We start from the raw sequence: 23,006 nt of genomic DNA on the forward strand, positions 1-23,006 counted from the left end.
CTTATGAAAAGAGTTTATACACTAATACTCTCCCTTTTGTTGTGTAGTCCAATTTTTGCACAGATTGGGGTAATCAATTCTCCTCCTCTCCTTCCCGATACGCTTGCACAGCGATTGGTGGGTTATGGTTTGGAGATTGACAATGTAGAGATGCTTTGCCCAAACAATGCATCAGGTTATTTTTATGGAGCTACTGCTGCTGGGTTCTCTATGAATTCAGGTATTCTACTGACAAGCGGTTCAACCGCCGTAGCACTAAGTCCTAATACTGTTGGTAGCGCATCATCATCAAATGGAGGCCCAGGATATGCGCCTCTTGAAGAATTTCCACAAGCTTACAATGGAACATTCAATGCCTGTGTATTGGAATTTGATTTTGTCCCACAAGGAGATAGCATAAAATTCAACTACGTATTCGGCTCAGAAGAATATCCTGAGTATGTGGGTTCTTCATTCAATGATATATTTGCCTTCCTCATTGAAGGACTTCCCGAATATCCCGAAGATTTATCGGTCATTGAGAAAAACATTGCCATTATTCCTGGCTCACCTGAAATCCCTGTAGCTATCAACTTTCTAAACTTTGCTGCTTATAGTCAATTTTACATTGCCAACACCCCTGGCATTCCGAGTAATGGTTTCATTCAATACGATGGTTTTACCACTACATTGACTGCAAAAGCCAAAGTGACTCCCTGTAATACCTACCACCTAACTTTAGCTATTGCAGATGTAAGTGATCCGATTTTCGATTCAGGTGTATTCTTAGAAGAAGGAAGTTTTATTAGTAATGCCTTTGCCGTAGAACCTCCTGTATCCAATATTTCTTCCACCGAAGAATTGGACTTTGTAGTAGAAAACTGTGGAAAGGGTACGGTTACTTTCTCCACCGATTTCCCCAGTGAAGACGGTTACACCCTTCAATTGGTAACAAACCAAGACCCTAATAATCCAGATGCCGTAGTTCTTGGAGGAACAGCTACACTTTTTAGTGACTATACCTTGTCGGCAGGTGCTGTTATGATACCACCTAATGGAACTGAAGCACAGTTAGACATTTTCCCAATTGTGGATGGCGCACTCGAAGGCGATGAGTTTATCACCTTTGCTTTCTACGCTTCTTGTAGCCCTATCCCTTATCAAGTGGACACCTTCTGGATTTATGATGAAATCAGAGCAGTAGTCAATGAACCAATTGATATTTGCGACCCAGGTACTCCAGTACAATTACATGGAGAAGAATCCAATGGTATCAACTTGGAACAAGATCGTTTCTTTATTCGATGGGAACCTGCCGCAGGATTAAGTTGTACAGACTGTTTAGATCCTATTGCAACTGTTAATACTACAACGACTTATACCTTTATTATTGGCTATGAGGGTACAATTTGTACAGATCAAGAATCTACGACCATCAATGTCGACCCAAATACAGCCAACTTTGCAGCAGTTCCAGAATATAGTATATGCGCCAATCAAACCGTAAAATTGAGTGCTACTGGCGGACTTACGTATGATTGGCAAGCACCCGGTGGCGGTGTTGCAAACAATTTAAGCTGTACAGATTGCGCTAGTCCAACATTTACCCCGCCAAATAGCAATGGAGCAACCTATACCTATGAAGTAATCATAAGCTCTGGACCAGGCTGTACCGAAACCTTCCCTGTTGAAGTAACTGTAGATTTAGCAGAATTGAACCTAGAACCACATCCTCCAATATGCCCAGGCGATGTTGCTACATTATCTGTTGCATCTGGTGATGGTACTACGTTCCTCTGGAAACGTCCAAATGGTTTGTCCGCAGGAACAGGCACAAGCATTCAAGTAAGCCCAAGTGTCACGACTACCTACACCGTAACAGCATTGGGAGTAGCCTGCCCTAACCCCAAAACAATCACCTTAGTAGTAGATCAAGTAGATGCTGCCTTCAATCCAGTACAAACGGTTTGTGCAGGTGAAACAACGACCTTAGTAGGTCAAGGTGGACAACAATTCCAATGGTTAGACATGGATGGCAATGTATTGAGTACCAATCAAACCTATAACCCTGTAATTGACGCAAATACTACTTTCCAACTAGTTGCTCAAACCAATAATTGTTTTGATACCATTTCCGTATTGGCTCCCGTAGAGCCTATTCGTGAAATTGAATTCATTACCGAAAACCCTGTTATCTGTGGTGATATCACTTCAATTGATTTGGCAATTGAGCCAATTCCTGGTGTGACATTTACTTGGCAACCAGCAGGTGCTTTCACAATGAACAGTGCCGATGGTTCTGTGGTTACTGCTACTCCTCCAAGTGACGGATTTACTTATACAGTGACAGCAGTAACACCATTAGGCTGTACTCCACCGCAAACTATCTCGGTAGCAGTTGGAGAAAATTTAGAACTCACAGTTGACGCTCCCGAAATTTTGTGTATTGATTTAGCTAATCTAACCCCATTTACTATCAATGCTTTTGGTGCATCGAAATACACCTGGACACCATCAGGAGGATCTCTTATTGCTAATTCAGGAGCAAGTTCAGCTCTTTTCATTCCAAATCCTGTCAACAACGGAATCACCTATACTGTATTTGGTACAGATGAAGCGGGTATTTGTACAGGCGAAACGACCTTTACTGTACAAGTAATTCAAGAGCCTGATTTATCCATTGAAGCACCTGTCATTTGTGCGGGAGAATCAGGAACATTGACTGCAAGCATAAGCGCAGGTAGTGGTGATTTTGAATACGAATGGATTCCTTCAACAGGTCTATCCAATCCTAACAGCAGCACCACAGAGGTTTCAATTGATGAGCCTACTGTATATACTTTGATTGCAAGAGATGTGATTGGAGGATGTGAAGTACAGCAAGATGTAACCGTTGAAGTCAATCCATACCCAGAAGTAGATCTCGTTCCAGAAGTAGCCGCTTGTAGTGGCGACGAAGTGACTGTAACAGTTGAAGGAGGAGATGGTTTTGCAACGATTTGGACAGATGGAAGTGGTGGAGTTGTATCAAATGGCACATCTCTTACTGTTACTCCTGCCGCTACTACTACTTATACACTTACAGTTGGAACGGATTGTCCAGTAGAACTGCAAACAACCATTGAAGTTATTGAAGTAGATATAACTGCAGATGCAAGTGCTGCCCAAATTTGCGATGGAGATGAAGTACAGTTAAACGCAACTGGCGAAGGTATAGCTACATTTGAATGGACCCAAGCAAATGGTCTTCAAGGAACAAATGGTGCCAACCAAACAGCTACTCCAACTGCAACAACTACCTATATCGTAACGGGTTATGATGCAAGCGGTAATTGTTCGGCTACTTCAAGTGTTACCGTTGAAGTAGCAACTATTCAAGTTCAACTTCCACCAGATCCGTTTACTTGTGGAGCAGACGACCCTGCAACATTAACTGTTGACGGTGGTGCAGGTGCAACCTATCTTTGGGATCCACCAACAGGATTATCTTCTACTACATTGGGTACAGTGACTGCCAGCCCTGCGGTTACGACTACCTATTCTGTAAACATTGTCAATGCACAAGGTTGTGAAGATGAAGCATTCGTGACAGTGAATGTATTCCCTCAAATCAACATTGTCATTGATCCGCCATTGGCTTCTGTTTGTCCTGGTGAGATAGCTACTTACAACTTGGTAGGTGCAGCTAATTATACCTTTGAAGAAATCAGTGGAGGAGCTTTCCAAATTATCAGCAACGCTAACGGACAAGTTCAAATCAGTGCAAATGCCAATGCTTCCTTCAATATTGTAGGAACAGATGTAAATGGCTGTACAGCCGAAACCACTGCTGAACTACAAATAAACCAACCCATTACTGATGCGAGTGGGGATACCGATATTTGTGAAGGGGAAGAAACGCCTTTGTTTGCAGACGGTGGAGCAGGTGCCACTTATCAATGGGATAATGCTGAAACCTTAGATGATGCAACAAGTGCAACACCGAATGCAAGTCCAGATCAAACAACGGTTTATACCGTAATGATTACCGATAGCAATGGATGTACCGCTTTTGAAAGCGTTTTTATTCAAGTTGCTCAACCGCCAACAGCTCAACTTAGTGCAACACCTAACGCTATTTGTCCAGGTACTCCCGTTACACTTCAAGCAGGTACAAATACAAATAACACCTACACTTTCTATGATGGCAATGGCAATCAGATTGCACAAAACAACACAGGGCAAACTACCGTCACTCCTACTATTGATATGACCTACTCTGTAACCGTAGAAACACCTCTTGGCTGTATGGACGAAGCAGTAGCTACTGTTTCCTTCAATCAAGACCCTGTACTTCAAGTGCAAGATGGAACAGCTTGTCCAGGAGGAAGTACCAATATGTCTGTTTCAGGAGCAGGTGTAGGAGCTACTTACCAATGGAATCCAAGCAATATTGTTACTTGCAACTCGCCTTCTTGCGACCAAGTAACAGTTACGCCAGTAGATGGTAACCCTGTAAACTTCACTGTGACAGGTACAACAGCCGCAGGTTGTTCAGGTCAAGCACAAGCTACTTTGAGTATCCAAGCAGATTTGAACATTTCTGTAAATCCTGCCAACCCAACACTATGTGTAGGAGAAACCATTACTCTAAATGCAAATGGTGCTACACAATTTGAGTGGGATGGCCCCGGTTTGAGTACAACAACGGGCGGAAGTGTGGTCGTAGATGTAAATACACCTGGTACTTACAATTATACGCTTACAGGTACTAACAACGATTGTTCTGGTAGCACTACCTTCTCTGTAGTCATCAACGATTTGCCAACCATTGAAGCAGTAGATGCGCCAACACTTTGTGTAGGAGATTCGCATACACTCTCTGCAATAGGTGGTGATACCTATGTATGGACTTTGAACGGTAATCCTGTAAACAACTTGAATGTATCTCCTGCCACTACTACTACTTACGATGTAATTGGTACAGATGCCAACGGTTGTACCAATATTTCACAAGTAACCGTAGAAGTGGAAGAACCCATTCAATTGAGTGTGATGGCCAATGATGATACCATTTGTTTTGGTGAAAACACAGCTATTATGGCAACAGGTGCGGTGAGCTTTGAATGGTCTACAACTGATGTAACAGGCGATGGTGAACTATTGACCGTTTCTCCAACCGCAACAACTACTTACACTGTTATTGCAACAAGTGCGAATGGATGTACGGCTGAAGATCAAATCACCATCAATGTATCTGAGCCTCAGGTGTCATTAGATGCGGCACAATTGGGTTTCTGTACAGGTGAAAATACAACTTTAACTGCAACAGGTACGGGCAACTATACTTGGGAAGGCGAAAGTGTAACAGGTACAGGTGCAAATGTAACCATTGAACCTCTTACCCCTGGTCTTTACACCTATATCGTTACGACCGATATCAACGGTTGCCCTGCAACGGCTTCGATTGATATTGAAGTATATGCAGAACCAAACGTGATTGTTCCTCAATTTCTACAAATTTGTCAAGATGGTTCTACGGACATCACTGCAACAGGAGCTGCTACCTACGAATGGATTGATCCTGATGGCTCTCTAAGTGCTACTACAGGAGGAACAGTTACTGCTTCTCCAGCAGCAGGCACGACTTATACGGTTATCGGTACAAGTGCCAATGGATGTACAGCTTCTGCTGAGGTAAACATTGCAGTAAGTACAGAACTTTTATTGGATGCTCCAGACCAAGAGATTTGTATTGGTGATGCTGCGGGTGCGACGTTGACCGTTGCTGGTGCGCAAAACTATACTTGGACAGGTGATGTCGCAAGTTTGAGTGCAACGACTGGAAACAATGTTATTGCTACTCCTTCTGTTACCACAACTTATACAATTGTAGGTACAGATGCTCAAGGTTGTACAGGCGAAACAGAAGTGACTGTTGTAGTGAATGAATTGCCACAAGCAGCAGCAGGTGAACCTGGTTTGATTTGTATTGGAGATGATTTCTCTCTCGCTGCAAGTGGAGGTGTTCAGTATATTTGGGATGACCCAACAGGAACTTTGAGCAATACAAACATTGCCAATCCTGTGGCTACACCTACTGTACCAACTACCTACACTGTTACGGTTATCAACGAAAATGGCTGTGAATCTACCGCTGAGGTGTTTGTAGATTTAGAGCCTTTGGCTACTGCTGTTGTTCCTGCATTGGGAGAAACTTGCTCCAATGCTGTGTTTGATATCAGCACTGCCACAGCAGAGAATGCTTTGGGAATTATGTGGACGACTTCTGGTAATGGTACATTTACCGACCCAACCAGCCTACTGACAGCTTACCAACCTGATCCAAGTGATGTAGGAACAGTAACGCTTACCATGAGTGTAGAAGGTTGTGGTTCGCCATCTGCTAGTTTCGACTTGGATGTGAAACAATCTACTGCCGAGTTGTTCATTGAACAACCAGATGCAGTTTGTCCTGGTGAGAGCATATCTTTGTCAGGCTCCAACATTGGTATTGGCGATATTGCCAATATCAACTGGACTGGTGGTTTGGGTTCTTTCACGCTCAATAGTGCTTTAGAAACCGTCTATCGTCCATCAGAAGCCGAAGTAGGAACAATTACGCTTACTTTGAGTGCAGACGACGAGTGTGGTTCAGCAAGTGAGCAAATCACCGTTACAGTTATGCCAAATGTCAATATGGATGCAGGTCAAAATATTATCATCACCGAAGGCGAAAGTATTCGTTTAGAAGGTAGTGGTGGATTGACTGCTGACAGTTATATTTGGACAGTAGCAGAAGGTTTTGATGAAGAAAGAGCAGGCTTAGACCCAACAGAAGCTAACTCGCAAAATCCTTTGGTAACGCCAACTCAAACGACTACTTATCAGTTATCCAGTAGTGATAGTTGTTCGGATGTGGATTTTGTGGAGGTAATCATCCAACCTACAGGCTCGATTGTTATGCCGAACTCCTTCTCTCCCAACGGAGACAATTTCAATGATTTGATTTTCCCTGTTGGATTCAACTTTGAGTTGGTCAACTACAGCATTTACAGCCGTTGGGGAGAGAAAGTATTTGAAACAAATGTAGATGGTGAAGGATGGGACGGAACGTTCAAAGGTGAACCATCTGAACTGGGAGTCTATGCTTATGTGGTAGAATACCGCTTAGGAGGTAGAGAGAGTGTTGAAATACTCGCAGGTTCTATCACATTGATTAGATAGTCCTCAAGTATAAGATGAAAGCAAAAAAGCATTATTTTTTGTTTTCTGATGAATGATAAAATAAAAGCGATTGGAGTTTCATTACTTCAATCGCTTTTTTCTTTTTATTGGTGTTCAATTCACAGCAAGTTTTGAGAACAAAACAACCCGAATGGAGTTAAAGAAGGGAATATTTGGAGCTTGAACGGAATTTATTCCCATAGTTTTGTTAAATATTTCCTCCTTTCCCACAAATTCTATATCTTTTAGACTTTGGACGAAAGAAGTAGGAAGCAAGATGTGAGATATAAAAATTGATAATCAAAATCTTAATCAATTAATGCAACTAAGTATAAATGATTGATTGTCAGCCAATTAAACTCTTACTTCTTGCATCTTTGCTCCTGCGTCCAAAGTCTAAATATCTTAATCTTATCAATTATACCAACAATCAATTCAAAATCTTATGGCAACTTTTACGCTTCAAGTAAACGGTGAAAAATACCAAGTGGAAGTAAGTTCAGACACACCCTTGCTTTGGGTACTGCGTGATACAGTGGGATTGGTGGGAACTAAATATGGCTGCGGCATCGGTCAATGTGGTGCTTGTACAGTACATCTCAACGGTGTTCCTGTTCGCTCTTGCTCATTGCCTATTTCTGCAATTGAAGGAAAAACCGTCACCACCATTGAAGGACTTTCCGAAAACGGTGATCATCCTCTGCAATTGGCTTGGCAAGAAATAGATGTACCTCAATGTGGCTATTGTCAAGCTGGACAAATAATGAGTGCAGCAGCATTATTGAAGAAAAATCCAAAACCAACAGACGCTGACATTGACGCAGCTATGGCGGGAAATATTTGTCGTTGTAGCACTTATAATCGGATACGGAAGGCAATACATACGGCAGCTAAATAACATTTAGTGCATAGCTATTAATTTCTCAACACGATTAAATCGAATTTCACAGTCAGTGAAGTTGTACTTTGAGCTTTACACTTGGTTTTAAACAAAAAAATAATCTTCAAAAAAATGCAAACAATATACAACCGCCGTTCATTTCTCAAATCGTCGACTTTGGCAGGAAGTGGCTTAATTTTAGGCTTCAACCTCTTCAATGCTTGTACTTCTCCTACCAATCCAAAGGCAGCTATTATCACCAAAAAAGAACTTTTCCCCGAAGATTGGTCAGACATCAATGCATTCATCAAAATCGCAACAGATGGTACAATCACGATTATGTCACCCAATCCCGAAATTGGGCAAGGTGTGAAAACTTCCATGCCTATGATTGTCGCTGAAGAATTGGATGCTGACTGGTTCAAAGTATTGATAGAACAAGCTCCTTTGAACACCGATTGGTATGAACGTCAAGTAGCAGGCGGCAGTCAATCCATTCGACAAGGTTGGGAATCCCTCCGAAAAGCAGGTGCAACAGCTCGTCAAATGCTCGTAGAAACAGCTGCAAAACAATGGGAAGTCCCTGCAAGTGAATGTACTACCGAAAACGGAACTGTACACCATACAAGCTCCAATAAATCCATCGGTTATGGCGAATTGGCTGCAACTGCTTCTGTGATGGAAGCCCCTACTGATGCGACCTTGAAAGACCCTAAAGACTTCAAAATCATTGGTCATTCGCATCCAAATGTGGACAATGCTGCAATTGTGACAGGTAAACCACTTTTTGGTATTGACGTTCAGCGAGAAGGAATGTTATATGCCATGGCTGTGCGCCCACCTTTCGGCAAAAAATTGAAGTCCGTAGATGATACGGCTGCAAAAGCAATTGAAGGGGTAAAAGAGGTGATTACCTTTGGAGATAAAGTTGCCGTAGTCGGAAATTCTACTTGGAATGTTAAAAAAGGAAGAGATGCTCTGGTTGTTGAATGGGAAAATGCTGAGGGGTTAGAAAGCAGCGAAAGTCAGGATGCTGCAATGCTTGCTTTGCTCAAAGAATCAGCAAAAGAACCCAAACGCAAGGATGGCAATGTGGACAAGGCCTTCAAAGAAGCGGCAAAAGTCGTAGAAGCGATTTACGAATGTCCACTGCTTCCACACAACACACTGGAACCCATGAACTATTTTGCCCATGTCCGAGAAGATGGAGTGGAATTGTTAGGTCCCAATCAAGTTCCTTCATGGGCGAGAGGGGATGTTGCCAAAATGCTGGAAATAGACGAAAGCAAAATCACCGTAAACATGACACGAATGGGAGGTGGATTTGGACGGCGATTGTATCCTGACTTTGTGAAAGAAGCGGCTGAAATTTCGAGTTTGGCCAAAGCCCCCATCAAATTGCAGTGGACAAGAGAGGATGATATGAGTGCAGGTATGTACCGTCCTGCTTGTAAATATCTGTTTCGTGCAGCTTTGGACGAAAATGGCAATATGACTGCCTACCACATTCGAGGCGCAGGAATCAATATGGACAATACGGTTCGTGAAAACAATTTCCCCGCAGCTTCTGTACCAAACTATTTGGCTGAAACCCACAACCTTGAATCCAATGTCACTACTGCTGCATGGCGTGCACCAGTTGCCAACTTTTTAGCAGCAGCAGAACAAAGTTTCATTGATGAAGTAGCATTGGCAGCAGAAAAAGATCCTGTGGCTTTTCGGTTGCAATTGTTTGACAAAGCTATCAATGAACCTGTTGGAGAAGTGGGTTACGATGTACAACGCTTCAAAAAAACTGTGGAATTGGCTGCCGAAAAATCCAATTGGAACAACAGCGCAAATGATGTCTTTTTGGGTATGAGTGCTTATTATTCTCATAATTCGTATGTGGCAGAAGTAGCAGAGGTGGTAATGATAGACGGCAGCCCCAAATTAGAAAAGGTATATTGTGCGGTGGATTGCGGTATTGTGGTGAACCCTACGGGTGCTGAGAATCAAGTAGAGGGGGGAATTATTGATGGAATTGGTCATGCAATGTATGGCAAGTTGACCATCAAAGAGGGTGAAGCACAGCAGACCAACTTCAACAATTACCGCTTGATTCGTATGGGTGAGGCACCAAAGGTAGAAATGTTTTTTGTGGATAATGGCGAATCGCCTACGGGTTTGGGTGAACCGACACTGCCACCTGCTGCGGGTGCTTTGGCAAATGCAGTTTTCAAAGCTACTGGTAAAAGAATGAGGACACAGCCTTTTGTGGATTTGGAGTTGTTGGGATAAACAAAAAAAAGTTTCCCAAACGAGTTTATTTTAGACCGAGTACGTAAGGGAAACTATTAAAATAGTAAAAAGAGAGCACTTAAAAAGAGGGTCGTGACTTTATGAAATTAGTTTTTTTTGAGGTTTCTAAAAAGATTTTTGAGGGTATTGATTGTACCGATTGGACGATACTTATGTTGATAGCATTGAATAAGTTTTTGTAAACAACTTTTATATTTTTTTTCAAAAAAAAATAGGTACTATAAATTTAGTGCCTATTTTTTCATTTCCCAAAGTACAATTATATATCTTAATGCTTTTATAAACAGCATTTTATCATCTATCTAATCTCAAATTTTGCGCTCCAAAAAAAAAATAATAATAAGGCATAATCATTATTCCGCCTCCCGACAAATTATTGAAGTATTGTTCACCTTCTTCAATTTTTGCGATAGCAATCGAAATACTATTTCCATTGTCGCAATTCACAGGCTGGTCAGGCATAATTGAAGCCATGATATAGTATTTCCCAAAATTAAGTGTAGCATGTACGATTCTATTTTTATGTTCTTCAGCTACATGTACTGCCGCACCTTCAAAGTTCATTAGTTTTAATTTTCCATTCAATGCTTCTTCTTTGTAGAAAGACATTGGTTCGCTTTAAAAGTCAAATAAGGGCTCACGGTTGTTTGTTCGTAGCTCATGTTTGTACTATTTTTGTGAAAAAATCAAGTTACCTGTTTACCAAAGATAGTTTTTAGATTTCAGATTTGTCTACTACAATCGGTTAAGTGCATGATTGATTTGTTATTGCAGTTGGATTACCAAGTTTTTCACCTCCTCAATGGGATATTACACAATGCTGTATTGGATGCAATTATCCCTTTTTGGCGGGAAAAATATTTTTGGGCACCACTGTATTTATTTCTACTTACTTTTTTAGCTTACAACTATCGCTCAAACTTTTGGGTGATTGTATTGTTTGCCGTAATAACAGTCGTATTGAGCGACCAGTTGAGTAGTGGGCTTATCAAACCTTTGGTCAACAGGTTACGTCCCTGCAATGACCCCAGTTTAATGGATACCATCAGAATCTTAGTGCCTTGTGGAGGGGGCAAAAGTTTTGTCTCTTCTCATGCGACCAACCATTTTGCCATTGTAGTTTATTTTATCATGCTCTTCGGGAAAGAATATAAAAGGCTGTTGCCGATAGGCTTATTGTGGGCAGCAAGCATTGCTTATGGACAAGTATATGTTGGAGTTCATTTTCCGTTAGACATCTTTGCAGGAGCAATATTGGGTATATTGATTGGGCGATTGACAGGAGAGTTCGCAAAAAGGCGAATTGATTTGACGTGAATGTTCTTTAACTTTGCAACAAAATTTACAGAATTTCAAAATATATTTATATATGAAAAATTTCATCCTCTTTGTTTCTTGTTGGATCATGCTTCAATGCACTACAATACAAGCACAAAAGACCGCAAGCAAAGAACAGAAATTGCAAGCTATTCAGATAGATGTGGCTTTTCTTTCCTCCGATTTGTTGGAAGGACGGGAAACAGGCAAAAAAGGAGAAGACATGGCTGCAAAATATTTGGCCATGCGATTTGAAGAAATGGGATTGCAGCCCAAAGGAATGGACAGTACATGGTTTCACACCTTTGACTTCAACTTCAATTCCAACCCTCATTTGAAGGAAGGAGAACCGAGAACTGGTAAAAATGTGGTGGCGGCTCTCGACAATGGCGCAGAAGAATGGATAATAATTGGCGCACATTTCGACCATTTGGGCTATGGGCATTTTGGCTCTCGATATACGGGTGAGGAAAAAATGATTCACAATGGTGCAGATGACAATGCAAGCGGCGTGGCTGCAATGCTTTATTTGGCAGAACACCTAAAGACTTCAAAAGCAAAAAGCTACAATTACTTATTCATCGGTTTTTCGGGTGAAGAAATGGGTTTGTTTGGTTCTAAAAACTATACCAACTCACCTACAATTGACTTGACTAAGGTGAATTATATGCTCAATATGGACATGGTTGGCAGGCTAAATGAAGAGAGGGTATTGGCCATCAGTGGTGCGGGAACAACTCCAATTTGGAAGGAAGAACTGGCTAAAATTGACGTGGATAGCCTTCAAATAAAATCGAGTGATAGCGGTGTAGGCCCGTCAGACCACACCTCTTTTTACTTAAAAGATATTCCTGTTTTGCATTTTTTCACAGGACAACACAATGATTACCACAAACCTGAGGACGATAGCAACTTGGTGAATTATGAAGGAATTTATAGCATTGGCAACTTCATGTTGCAATTGATTGAAAATATGGATGACAAAGGTCGATTGGAGTTCACCAAAACCAAAGATGATAGTGAAGGACGCAAGGTATCTAACTTCAAAGTCACCTTGGGTGTCATGCCCGATTATGTGTCAACTGTGGAAGGTATGAAAGTGGATAGTGTGATTGAAGGACGGCCCGCTGCCAATGCGGGAATGCAAAATGGTGATGTAATTATCGAGATGGGTGACAAAAAAGTGAATGACATCTATGACTATATGGAAGGTTTGGCGCAGTTCAAAGTAGGAGATAAAACAACCATCAAAATAAAAAGAGGAGATAAAGAACTGAAATTGAAGGTAGTGTTTTAGCTTGAGTAGTTCATAAACCATCGAATTTCCCCGAATTCCGCTTCTGGCTTATTTCAATGGTTAGAATACTTCTAATCACTGGCTTTTCCCAAGTGATTAGAAGTATTTTTCAAGGCATGACTACCCCCCCAAAAAAAAAAAATCAATTCATGTGAATTTCACGCATTATTGTACAGTCTATATATATCTCTTTTTAGGAGAAAATGCGTAGTCACCAAAGTTTTTTCTGAAGTTAGAACTTTTGCAATAAATTTATTGCGAAAAGAAAACATAGATTCAGATGACAAATACAAAAAACCTTTGATAGGAAATTTACTTCAATAATTCCGCCCATCAAAAAACACCATCGTTTCCCCATTCAGTACTTGATACAAGACAACCCTTCCCATCACCTCAAAACTCTCCACAATCCGATCCGAAATTTCCACTTTTTTCCCCTCATAAAAACCCTTCAAACGACCGTCCAAATCCATATAAACCACTATTCCGTCAAACATTTTGATGTATTGTGGTTCGTATGCTTCCAGCGTTTTATCCTTCCCTTTGTAAAAAACATGGAGGTAGCCCCTATCGTCCACATACATCAGCGTATTGTCCACGATTTGGTATTGTTTGGGAGGAAAAGGTAGCAATTCTTGCGTTTCACCTTGCCAATAGACCTTGAAATAACCTTCATCGGTCACAAAAGCTGCAATATTGTTGCCGACTCGGTAACTTTTGGGCGGGTAAAAGCTGCTTAGTTCGTGGGTTTCTCCTGCATCATACGCCACCAAATCATTGAAGGGATTGAGATACACCAAAAAATTGTTGCCCACATAGTAGTCATTGGGAATCCTATCTGCAATGGCTTCGATCTTTCCATCATAAAATAGATACAACATTTCACTTTGTGTAGCATACGCCACACTGTTGTCACTCACTTTGAAGTTAATAAGTGGTTCATTCGTAATTTCTGCTACTTCTTCATGATAATAGGCTTTTAAGTATCTATCGAAATCTTTGTAGGCAAAAATACTGTCACCTAGTGCATATTCAATATCAAATCCTAAAGCAACTTTATGCCTTTTTTCATCATGAATAATCTGAATCCCTCCACCTGTCTGCTGATTGAACAAAAAATAATTGGTCGGCATATAAGAATTGTTCACATTGAACTCAATCATCTGCGTTTGCCCATTTTTGTAAAAAATCATTTCATTTCGACCATTTACATAGATTAAATAATCGCCTCCCAACAACACATCTCTTGCAGGGATGTGATCGAGCTTGTGGTATTCACCATTGTCGAATACCCAAAACTGATTTCTTTTGTCGTGATAGTAGGCAAGATTTTGGGCAAATGTATTAGCAGCCCAGAAAAAGGAACAACAGAAGAGTATTAACCGAAAAAAAATCATTTGTTTTATTTATTTTTGTCATTCAAACCAAAATTAACAACACCATTGTATATAGATTATTGCAGAAGCAGAAAGTTACACCTTCTTTTTTGGTAATATTTTCGTCATAAAGCCATTTTTATAGGGGTATAACATCCAAAGTGCATCATTAAGGAGTATATACTTCAAAAATGGTAAGAAAATTGCTTATGAAAAGTAGAGCTAATATAAACTTGGTAGTTGTTAAAGTGGTTTATATACTACAAACTTAACAAAACATTTATTTTGCCTTTTCATCAAAAGAAAACTATGTAAATAATTATTACCCAAAAAACATTCCCATCATGAAACCAATTTTTACCTTCTTTTTCTTTATGACATTGCTGTTTGTAAATGACCTTCTGGGAAGTCCACGGTCTTCTTCTGCTCCAACTGCAATGGTAGAAAGCGTTTCTGATGTCACTGTTTCCTCTTCTGTTTCCCCCAGCCCCGCACACGACTATGCGACTATCAAATTTCAAAACCCCAATCAAAAAGAGCATCAAATTGAAGTATTTGACCTCATTGGCAACAAGGTAAAATATCAATCCAAAATATATAAAAACGAAGCACAAATTGATGTTTCTAATTTAGATTCAGGCTTTTACCTTTACTTTATTCTTCACAACAACAAACGTGTTTCTTCTGGAAGAATTGTTGTTCGATAAAAAATTATGCTTTACATTGAAGGTTAAATTCTGCCATTCCTCTATTTCACAATTGCACTATCATACCATCCCGCAATTTCTTCAAAACTCTTCGGCAAACTAAAATATTAAATGAGCCAATTCTTGAATTCAATGTACTTGTTTACAAGGAATTATTTGAACTCACCTAAGAGTTTTGAAATTGAATTTGCTTTACTTTTCCCCATTGCTACACAACGTTTCCATTCACAAAACCGTTTGGGTAGGTGACGTGAATCTTGTCGATTCTCCACAACGACTGCAAACTAATCTGCCTAAATACAAGGCTTTTCATTATCTTGCAGCCTCTTTTTCAAAAACAGTGAATGAATATGAATAGATTTTGGGTGTGTTTGATTTTTTTCGCTACTTGGACAACAACAGTATTTGCACAAGATGTGGAATGGTTGGCACAAGCAGGAGGGTCGAAATACGACTCTGGTATGGATATTAGCATAGATAAAGACTTCAATAGCCTTGTAGTAGGCATTTTTTCGGATACACTTCAATTAGAAGGTGTAGAATTGGCATCACTTGGTGGAACGGATTTATTTATCGCCAAATATGATGCAACGGGCGTATTGCAGTGGGCAAATCAGGCAGGTAGTAAAGCCAATGATGAAGCTTATGGTGTAGATACCGATAGTGATGGCAATGTTTATATTACTGGATATTTCCGTGATACTATTGATTTTGAAGGCAATAAATTATATGCCGCAGACCTTTTTGATGATGATATTTTTATTGCTAAGTACGAAGCAGATGGCACTTTGGCATGGGTCAAACAACTGGGTGGCACAGGTAGTGATATTGGCTATGGTATTGCAGTAGATGCTGCTGGAAATGCTTACGTAACTGGGCGTTTTTCAGAACGATTCACCGCTCCTATTGGTGACAATGGTATGCCTTTCACCTTTATTTCCAAAGGAACTTTCGATATTTTTGTAGCCAAATACGATACCAACGGACAAAGAATGTGGATTCGACAATACGGGGGCGATCACTATGATAGCGCACAGGCAATTGTGTTGGACAATGACAATCACTATTACCTAACAGGTTTCTTCAATGGCACAACAAAGTTGGGTGAGAATTCTTTGATGTCTAATGGTGATTTTGATTTATTTGCAGCAAAATTTGATGAAAGTGGTACAGTTTTATGGGCAAATAATGCTGGCGGTGCTTACACCGATTTGGGTGTAGCTATGGATATAGATGCAAGTGGAAACGCCTACATAACAGGTTCTTATGAAGATACGGCTTATTTTGGAGAAGAAACCATTACATCTGTTGGAAGCACAGATTTTTACGTTGCCAAACTCCATACCGATGGTACATTTGCTTGGGTTAGACAAGGAGGTGGAAATGATTCGGATATAGGCTTGGGAATTGCAGCCGATGCAAATGGCAATAGTCACATCACAGGCGTTTTCAGCGAAATGTTTGTTATAGAGGAAGATACCCTTGAAGCCAATTCAAGTAACACAGGTGCCATCTTTTTGCTGCAATACAATTCGGAAGGTGTGCTTCAATGGACAACCAACACAACAGGCGGTAGCTACGATGAAGGAACGGCGATTGTGATAGATGAAAATAGCAATTGTTACTTGACAGGAAGTTTTTCAAGGAGCATCAATATTGGAGGAAATATCCTCAACTCCAATGGAAGTAGTGATTTGTTCGTGGCCAAAATCAAAGGCAACATTACAGATATTGAAGAGGCGATTTCAGGTCATTCAGCTTTTCTTCAAATTTATCCCAATCCTGTTTCTCGCCAACTTTTTATTGAATTTGAAGCAGAAACATCCGATGTTTACTCACTTCAATTATCGGATTATGCGGGTAGAGTAGTGTTCGAACAGTTTTTTGAAAATACGCAAGGAACTTATGAGCAGGTTGTAGATGTAAGTAGTTTTGCCAAAGGACTTTATTTACTTCAAATGAAATCTAATAAGATGAGCATCACCAAAAAATTGATGGTAAACTAAAATTTTCGCTCCATAATAACTTGGTAAATAATGGCATCTTTTGCATTGAATTTGAAGCGTCTTTTTTCTGTGACTTCTTTTTCACCATAGATTTTATTCACATCATCCAGCTGTTTCTGGTCTTTGATGATGACCTTCTCTCTCTGCAAATTAACGGAGGATAAGAAATCATCACGCTCTCTTGCCCTTTCAGCCGCCAATATTTTGTATTCCTCGACCGCTGAAAGTTCTTTGCCTTTTGCGAGTTGTTCCTTTCGTTCTTGCTCCAAACGCTGATTGAATTCTTCTTTGGGCGACAATTCTCTTCCTTCCTTTCGCTCTTTCTCCAGACGTTGATTCAACTCTTCAGTAGGCGACAAGGTTTTTCCCTTACTATCCTGATCTTCCCCGTCAATCCTTATTTTTCTGCGTTCTTTGTCTCGATACGTATTGGCTTGAGGAATCTCTCTCAGTTCTTGCACAAAAGCTCGCCTACTCTCCTTCAAGGATTTATCGTCTGCTCTTTTTGCAGAAACAGGCTCTGGTTCAGGTTTTTGCTCGACAACAGGTTCAGGTTTGACCTCCTTTTTGGGCTCCAAATATTTTGACAATATTTCTTCAATACTCTTTTCATCGGCCTCTGGCTGCCCTTCCCAATCTTCTACCACTTCTTTGCTCTTATTTTCTTTCTGAACGCTTTGGTAGAAACTGTAAACGATATAAATGATGAAGACAATAAAATAGAGTAGTTGTTCCATAATGACCTATATTGAAATGAAAGTAAAAGACGAAAATCCAAACAACTTGTCTTGACTCAATTCCGAAAGTACGCATAAAGTTCCGCCAACTTCGCTTTTAAATCTTTGCGGTGAATAATGAGGTCTAAAAATCCATGTTCGAGCAGAAATTCAGAGGTTTGAAAGCCTTCGGGCAGGTCTTTTTTGATGGTTTCTTTGATAACTCTTGGCCCTGCAAAACCAATCAACGCCTTGGGTTCTGCCAAGTTTAAATCTCCCAACATGGCAAAAGATGCAGAAACGCCACCCGTTGTAGGGTCGGTCATCAGCGAAAAATAGGGCAATTTGGCTTCAGCTAAAAGAGTAAGTCTTGCAGAAGTTTTGGCCATTTGCATCAGTGAAAGGGCCGATTCCATCATTCGTGCGCCTCCCGATTTGGAGATAATCAAAAGAGGAATATTGTTCTCAACGCTGTAATCAATCGCCTTAGCTATCCGCTCTCCTACGACTGAACCCATCGAACCGCCGATAAATGTAAAGTCCATCGCTGCAACAACTAAGGAGTATCCATCTAATTTGCCAACAGCTACTTGGATTGCATCATCCAAACCTGAACTCCGCTTGGTTTGCTTTAATCTTAGCTTATAGCTTTTCTTATCTGTAAAGCCTAAAGAATCCGTTGATTGAATCTCTGAAAATAAGGTTTCATACTGCTCATGGTCGAATAATATGCTAAAATATTCTTTAGAACCTATGCGGGCATGGTAATCACAATGTTCACAGACATATACATTCTCACGGTGCTGCCGCATTGCCATCGTCTTTTTGCAATGGTCGCACTTATACCACACACCATCAGGTGTTTCTTTCTTTTCTGCTGTCTTTGTCGTAATACCCTCTTTGACACGTTTAAACCAACTCATACGTTTGTTTTAGGATTGAATGTGATGTTAATTGGAGTCTTTACAAAAGTAAGCAAAATTAAGGAGTTGGTCAATAAGGGAAAGGTCAAATGAAAATGATTTGTTGTGGAATCAATCGTCAGACCTTCAATATAGAAAGCAGATAGAAATACCAAGTTTAAAGATTATGTAGTGCATGGTATAAAGGAGTATTGTTGGATTGTAAATCCAAGCGATGTAGATTAGTTTGTAGAACAATGTATTTCAGATGAAAACCACGAATATTAACTCACTTTTCAAATCAGACAACGGCTACATCAAAAGTCGTGTCATTGAAGGTTTTGAAATACCTATTGAAGCCATTTTTGATGAAGAATTGAATTGGAAGGTAGCGCAAGGGATTTATGCGGACTAAGGTTTAAGCCTTAACACGACTGCCTCCGTATCCACTTCAAAAATATGGTCTTTGTTTAACTGCTCAATATACATTTTGCTGCCATATTTATTCAAGTGTGTATAATCTGCAAAACTCGTGAAATCGGCAATTGCTCTTGTATAGTCATACACTTTCTCACCCGTCAATGCTTCAATCTGTGACTTCCATGCTTCGAGGTTGACAATTTTATCGGCATAAGGCGGAAAATAAGGATTGAGCACCAAGCGAATATCCGTTCCATATTTTTTAGACAAATCTACGATGCGCTTCAATTCTTCTTGTCTTTCTTCCTTCAATGAAAACTCCACTTGTTCCATTTCCCCCAATTCGGCAATCACATTGTCATTGATTTTTCGATCCAAAAGCCAAAACTTATCGCTTTTGTTGAGGTAATACAAACTTCGCTGAAAAACTTCGCTATTGTAGCGGTACAAATGACTGACCTTGCTTGCCCATGCAGTAGTTGGGTCGTAGTGAAAAATCAAAGAATCAATGCCTTTCGATTCTTCGGAATGTAGCGCAAAACTGGGTATCAATTTTTCATCGCTATAATCCGCCATACTCACTTCAAACAAGATGAGCTTTGGAGCTTTGTGGCGTTCGAGGTAATCTTCCATCAAGACCCTTGCCAAGCTGATGTGCATCCCATTGTAGCTAATATTGAAGGTTTTAGCATCAGTGATTTCTTCTATATAAGGCTGGTAAAAAACCAATCCTCTCGAATTTCCTACCAACAAAATATCGCTTTCTCCCTTGCCTTTGTAGAGTCGAGAATAACGAAATTGGCTGTGATCGGTGAGAAACTTCAGCATCATCCCCCCTACTCTATCACCCACAAAAACGAGTGCGACCAATGCGATAACCCATATTACTTTTTTCATTGATTGATTGTTGAATTGCTTAATTGCTGTATGGTTGAATGGTTGAATGGTTGAATGGTTGAATTGCTTAATGGTTGAATGGTTGAATTGCTTAATGGTTGTATGGTTGTATGGTTGTATGGTTGAATTGCTTAATGGTTGAATTGCTTAATGGTTGAATTGCTTAATGGTTGAATGGTTGTATGGTTGTATGGTTGTATGGTTGTATGGTTGTATGGTTGTATGGTTGTATGGTTGTATGGTTGTATGGTTGAATTGCTTAATGGTTGCATAGTTGGATTAGAAATATCTGTGTAGCTCTATTATCTACAATTCTCATCTGCGTAATCCTAAAATCTATAAAATCTGCGATTTAGAACTGAAAATAAATAAACTGTGATTGTCCAAAAGTGCCAAGCAGTGCAATACTCCACAATATCAAGGCATAAGAAGCGATTTGAAAAACAGGGCTTCGTTCTGCAATTTGCGGCAAATCCACCTTTGCATCCACTATCTCAACCACCAACAACATACCTATCAATAGAAAGCCTTGCACAATCCAAAACATATTCACCAAGGTCGTTCCTTGCAGAGCGACAATGCCTGAAATAACCGCATTTGCAGTTGCAAAGTCAGGGCTTCGGAAATAAATCCACGCAAAACAGGTCAAAAAATATACCAATGCAATAGACCATGCATTGCTCAACCATTGCGGAATCTGTAGGGAATGTTCGATTTTAGCTACATAAGGACTGCCGATTCGTTGAATAATTAGATATGATCCATGCAAAAAGCCCCAAAACACGAAAGTCCAACTTGCACCATGCCACAAACCTCCCAATAACATTGTAATCATCAAGTTGCGATGCGTGAACCATTTACCGCCTCTATTACCACCCAATGGGATGTAGAGGTAATCTCGCAACCAACTCGACAAGGAAATGTGCCAACGTGTCCAAAATTCACTGAAATTTTTGGAGAAATAAGGTGTACGGAAATTCATCGGAAAGTGAAAACCCATGATGCGGGCCAATCCAATGGCTATGTCGGAATAACCCGAAAAATCACAGTATATCTGAAAGGAGTAAAAAATGACTCCCACAACTAAATTTAAAGAAGAAAAACCTGCTGGTGAGGTGAATATCTGATCAACGACCAATGACAAGGAATCGGCTACGGCTACTTTTTTGAAGAAACCGACCAACATTTGCCCCAAACCCATTGTAAAATTATTCCAGTCAAATTTGTGGTCTTTTCGGAATTGCGGCAATAAATCACTTGCCCTTACAATCGGACCTGCTACCAATTGCGGAAAAAAGGAGATGTAAGTGGCAAACCGCATAAAATCTGGCTCTACATCAATTTTTCGCCAATATAAGTCAATCGTGTAACTCATAGACTGAAAGGTATAAAATGAAATGCCTACAGGAAGAATAATGTGTAAGGTATTGAAAGATGCTTCTATACCAACGTTCTGCATCAATTCGGCAAAAGAATCAGTGAAAAAATTGAAGTATTTAAAGAACGCCAAAACGCCGAGATTCATGAAAACACTGATCAATAAGAACTTCTTTCTTTTTGCTTGTTCTTCTGTTTGACTTATCTTCAAACCCAATGCATAGTCAATCACCGTAGAAAGTACGATTAAGCTCAAAAAACGCACATCCCACCATCCATAAAAGAAATAACTTGCCACTAAACAGAACAATAAACGTGCTCTGCCTTTTAATGCAAAATAGATAGGCAAAAATACAGAAATGAACACTAAAAAAGGTAAACTGTTAAATAACATGACTTTAGCTTCTGTTTGTTGAGACTTTGAGTAGTTTCCTATGGTCGATGGTAGTGGGATATTTGCCTCGCCACATACTTAGATTGGCGAAGTATCTTTGGTCCACCAAAATATATTTAGAACCTTAGAATTTGATGCATTTTTTTGAAGGGGGAGAAATATCAAGTTGCAGTTAGCCAACGGTTGAATGATTTTTTATTCAACAATCAAGCCATTCAGTCTTCTATCCATTTTTCAACGACAGTTTTCCATACCAAATAAGCACTGCCATTGATGTGAATTCCGTCCTGTGTATATTCAGCTTTGAGTCGCTGTTGGTCATCTGCCATTACTGCGTACAAATCTGCATAAACCAAGCCAAATTTATCTGATAAGTCCTTTATTTTTTGATTTACATACAGAATCGTCTTATTTTCTATATTCATTTTTCGGACTTGACTATTGATAGGCAAAATACTCTGAACAATTATTTGGGTATCAGGCAGATTGTCTGTGAGTTGCTGCAATAATTGCTCATAATTTCGGAGTAAATCACGCTCATTTCCATAGATTAAATCATTGACTCCCACCATTAAAAACAACTTATCGGGCTTTGCTTCAAGGATTGACCCTAAGCGTTTTAGAATACCTGATGCGGTATCACCGCTAATCCCTCTATTTTTAATCTTCTCATTATCAAATAACTCTGCCCACTCACATTCTGCCGTAATGCTATCTCCCAAAAAAATGATTTCACCTGTTGATTTTGGTAACATTTCAAACAAATTTTTGCGGTGTTCGTACATACCTGTGAAACCTGCACCGCCACGAACTTTGAAGAGTAGGTAAGAAACACCTCCAAGTCCATTGACGACTTTGACCAAACAAAACAAAAACACCACATTGAAGAAAATAGAAATTATCAATAGTTTATTCATCACTGATTATTTACACTATAATTTTTAGCTAAAGCTATAAAATAAAAAACAGGCAAAAGATGTGAGCGAACCCACACCTAATGCCTGATGGTTAAGTAAAACAGTGGTAAAATCGTGGTTAATAAAGTGAATAGTACGAGTCTATTCCGTGTTTTTTTTTGAAAAATACTGTCATGTTAAGCGCAGACGGTTCATTCTGGACAGTCAAGCCCAATCCTATACAGAATTTAGTAAGCCTGCGCTGAACATAATAGCTTGAAGTGGTATCACTTCAATGATTTTTCAAAACTGAAACAGTCATTAATCTGGTAAAT

The 23,006-nt window shown here is 39.9% G+C and carries 15 protein-coding genes; 8 read left to right on the forward strand and 7 right to left on the reverse strand.

Annotated features, from left to right (window positions below; all coding sequences use genetic code 11):
• Positions 1-3: 3 nt before the first annotated feature.
• The 3 genes from R3E32_13095 (at position 4) to R3E32_13105 (ending at position 10,345) form a co-directional block, all read left to right on the forward strand.
• A complete protein-coding gene (locus R3E32_13095; GenBank protein MEZ4885662.1) occupies positions 4-7,185 on the forward strand; it encodes a choice-of-anchor L domain-containing protein in 7,182 nt (2,393 codons plus the stop codon).
• Positions 7,186-7,630: 445 nt separating this feature from the next.
• Positions 7,631-8,083 carry a (2Fe-2S)-binding protein gene (locus R3E32_13100; GenBank protein MEZ4885663.1) on the forward strand — a complete coding sequence of 151 codons (453 nt, stop codon included), beginning with the start codon at positions 7,631-7,633 and terminating at the stop codon, positions 8,081-8,083.
• 114 nt (positions 8,084-8,197) lie between these two features.
• A complete protein-coding gene (locus R3E32_13105; GenBank protein MEZ4885664.1) occupies positions 8,198-10,345 on the forward strand; it encodes a xanthine dehydrogenase family protein molybdopterin-binding subunit in 2,148 nt (715 codons plus the stop codon).
• A 315-nt stretch (positions 10,346-10,660) separates the two neighbouring features.
• Here the strand turns inward: R3E32_13105 and R3E32_13110 are convergent, their stop codons facing one another.
• Positions 10,661-10,975, reverse strand: a complete 315-nt coding sequence (locus R3E32_13110; protein ID MEZ4885665.1) for a hypothetical protein — start codon at positions 10,973-10,975, stop codon at positions 10,661-10,663.
• A gap of 144 nt (positions 10,976-11,119) precedes the next feature.
• Between R3E32_13110 and R3E32_13115 the strand changes: the two genes are divergently transcribed.
• Positions 11,120-11,683 carry a phosphatase PAP2 family protein gene (locus R3E32_13115; GenBank protein ID MEZ4885666.1) on the forward strand — a complete coding sequence of 188 codons (564 nt, stop codon included), beginning with the start codon at positions 11,120-11,122 and terminating at the stop codon, positions 11,681-11,683.
• A gap of 52 nt (positions 11,684-11,735) precedes the next feature.
• Complete coding sequence (locus R3E32_13120; protein MEZ4885667.1) at positions 11,736-12,980, forward strand: M20/M25/M40 family metallo-hydrolase; 1,245 nt, start codon at positions 11,736-11,738, stop codon at positions 12,978-12,980.
• A gap of 317 nt (positions 12,981-13,297) precedes the next feature.
• On the opposite strand, the gene R3E32_13125 is transcribed toward R3E32_13120, so the two are convergent.
• Positions 13,298-14,377: a hypothetical protein gene (locus tag R3E32_13125; GenBank protein MEZ4885668.1), complete on the reverse strand. Its 1,080-nt coding sequence runs from the start codon at positions 14,375-14,377 to the stop codon at positions 13,298-13,300.
• A 323-nt stretch (positions 14,378-14,700) separates the two neighbouring features.
• On the opposite strand from R3E32_13125, the gene R3E32_13130 reads away from it, so the two are divergent.
• Together R3E32_13130 and R3E32_13135 are read left to right on the forward strand one after the other, a co-directional pair.
• Entirely contained in the window at positions 14,701-15,063 is a 363-nt protein-coding gene (locus R3E32_13130) for a T9SS type A sorting domain-containing protein (GenBank protein ID MEZ4885669.1), read from the forward strand.
• Between the two features lie 350 nt (positions 15,064-15,413).
• A complete protein-coding gene (locus tag R3E32_13135; GenBank protein ID MEZ4885670.1) occupies positions 15,414-17,069 on the forward strand; it encodes an SBBP repeat-containing protein in 1,656 nt (551 codons plus the stop codon).
• Here the strand turns inward: R3E32_13135 and R3E32_13140 are convergent.
• Both R3E32_13140 and accD read right to left on the reverse strand, forming a co-directional pair.
• A complete protein-coding gene (locus tag R3E32_13140) occupies positions 17,066-17,806 on the reverse strand; it encodes a hypothetical protein (GenBank protein ID MEZ4885671.1) in 741 nt (246 codons plus the stop codon). The two genes, R3E32_13135 and R3E32_13140, sit on opposite strands and share 4 nt — an antisense overlap.
• Positions 17,807-17,862: 56 nt before the next feature.
• Entirely contained in the window at positions 17,863-18,708 is an 846-nt protein-coding gene (gene accD, locus R3E32_13145; protein ID MEZ4885672.1) for an acetyl-CoA carboxylase, carboxyltransferase subunit beta, read from the reverse strand.
• Positions 18,709-18,955: 247 nt separating this feature from the next.
• Here accD and R3E32_13150 point away from each other — a divergent pair, with 247 nt between their 5' ends.
• On the forward strand, positions 18,956-19,102 hold the full coding sequence (locus R3E32_13150; GenBank protein MEZ4885673.1) for a hypothetical protein: 147 nt from the start codon (positions 18,956-18,958) through the stop codon (positions 19,100-19,102).
• Here R3E32_13150 and R3E32_13155 read toward each other — a convergent pair.
• The 3 genes from R3E32_13155 to R3E32_13165 all read right to left on the reverse strand — a co-directional run bounded on the left by R3E32_13155 (position 19,099) and on the right by R3E32_13165 (position 22,692).
• A complete protein-coding gene (locus R3E32_13155) occupies positions 19,099-20,004 on the reverse strand; it encodes a hypothetical protein (GenBank protein MEZ4885674.1) in 906 nt (301 codons plus the stop codon). The genes R3E32_13150 and R3E32_13155 overlap by 4 nt on opposite strands.
• 352 nt (positions 20,005-20,356) lie before the next feature.
• On the reverse strand, positions 20,357-21,775 hold the full coding sequence (locus R3E32_13160; GenBank protein ID MEZ4885675.1) for an MBOAT family O-acyltransferase: 1,419 nt from the start codon (positions 21,773-21,775) through the stop codon (positions 20,357-20,359).
• 215 nt (positions 21,776-21,990) lie between these two features.
• The gene (locus R3E32_13165) at positions 21,991-22,692 is read right to left on the reverse strand and encodes a GDSL-type esterase/lipase family protein (GenBank protein ID MEZ4885676.1); all 702 of its coding nucleotides are present in this window, start codon (positions 22,690-22,692) and stop codon (positions 21,991-21,993) included.
• Between the last annotated feature and the right edge of the window lie 314 nt (positions 22,693-23,006).

The organism is Chitinophagales bacterium, from assembly GCA_041392475.1.
In the GTDB taxonomy this organism is placed as follows: Bacteria; Bacteroidota; Bacteroidia; order Chitinophagales; family UBA2359; genus JAUHXA01.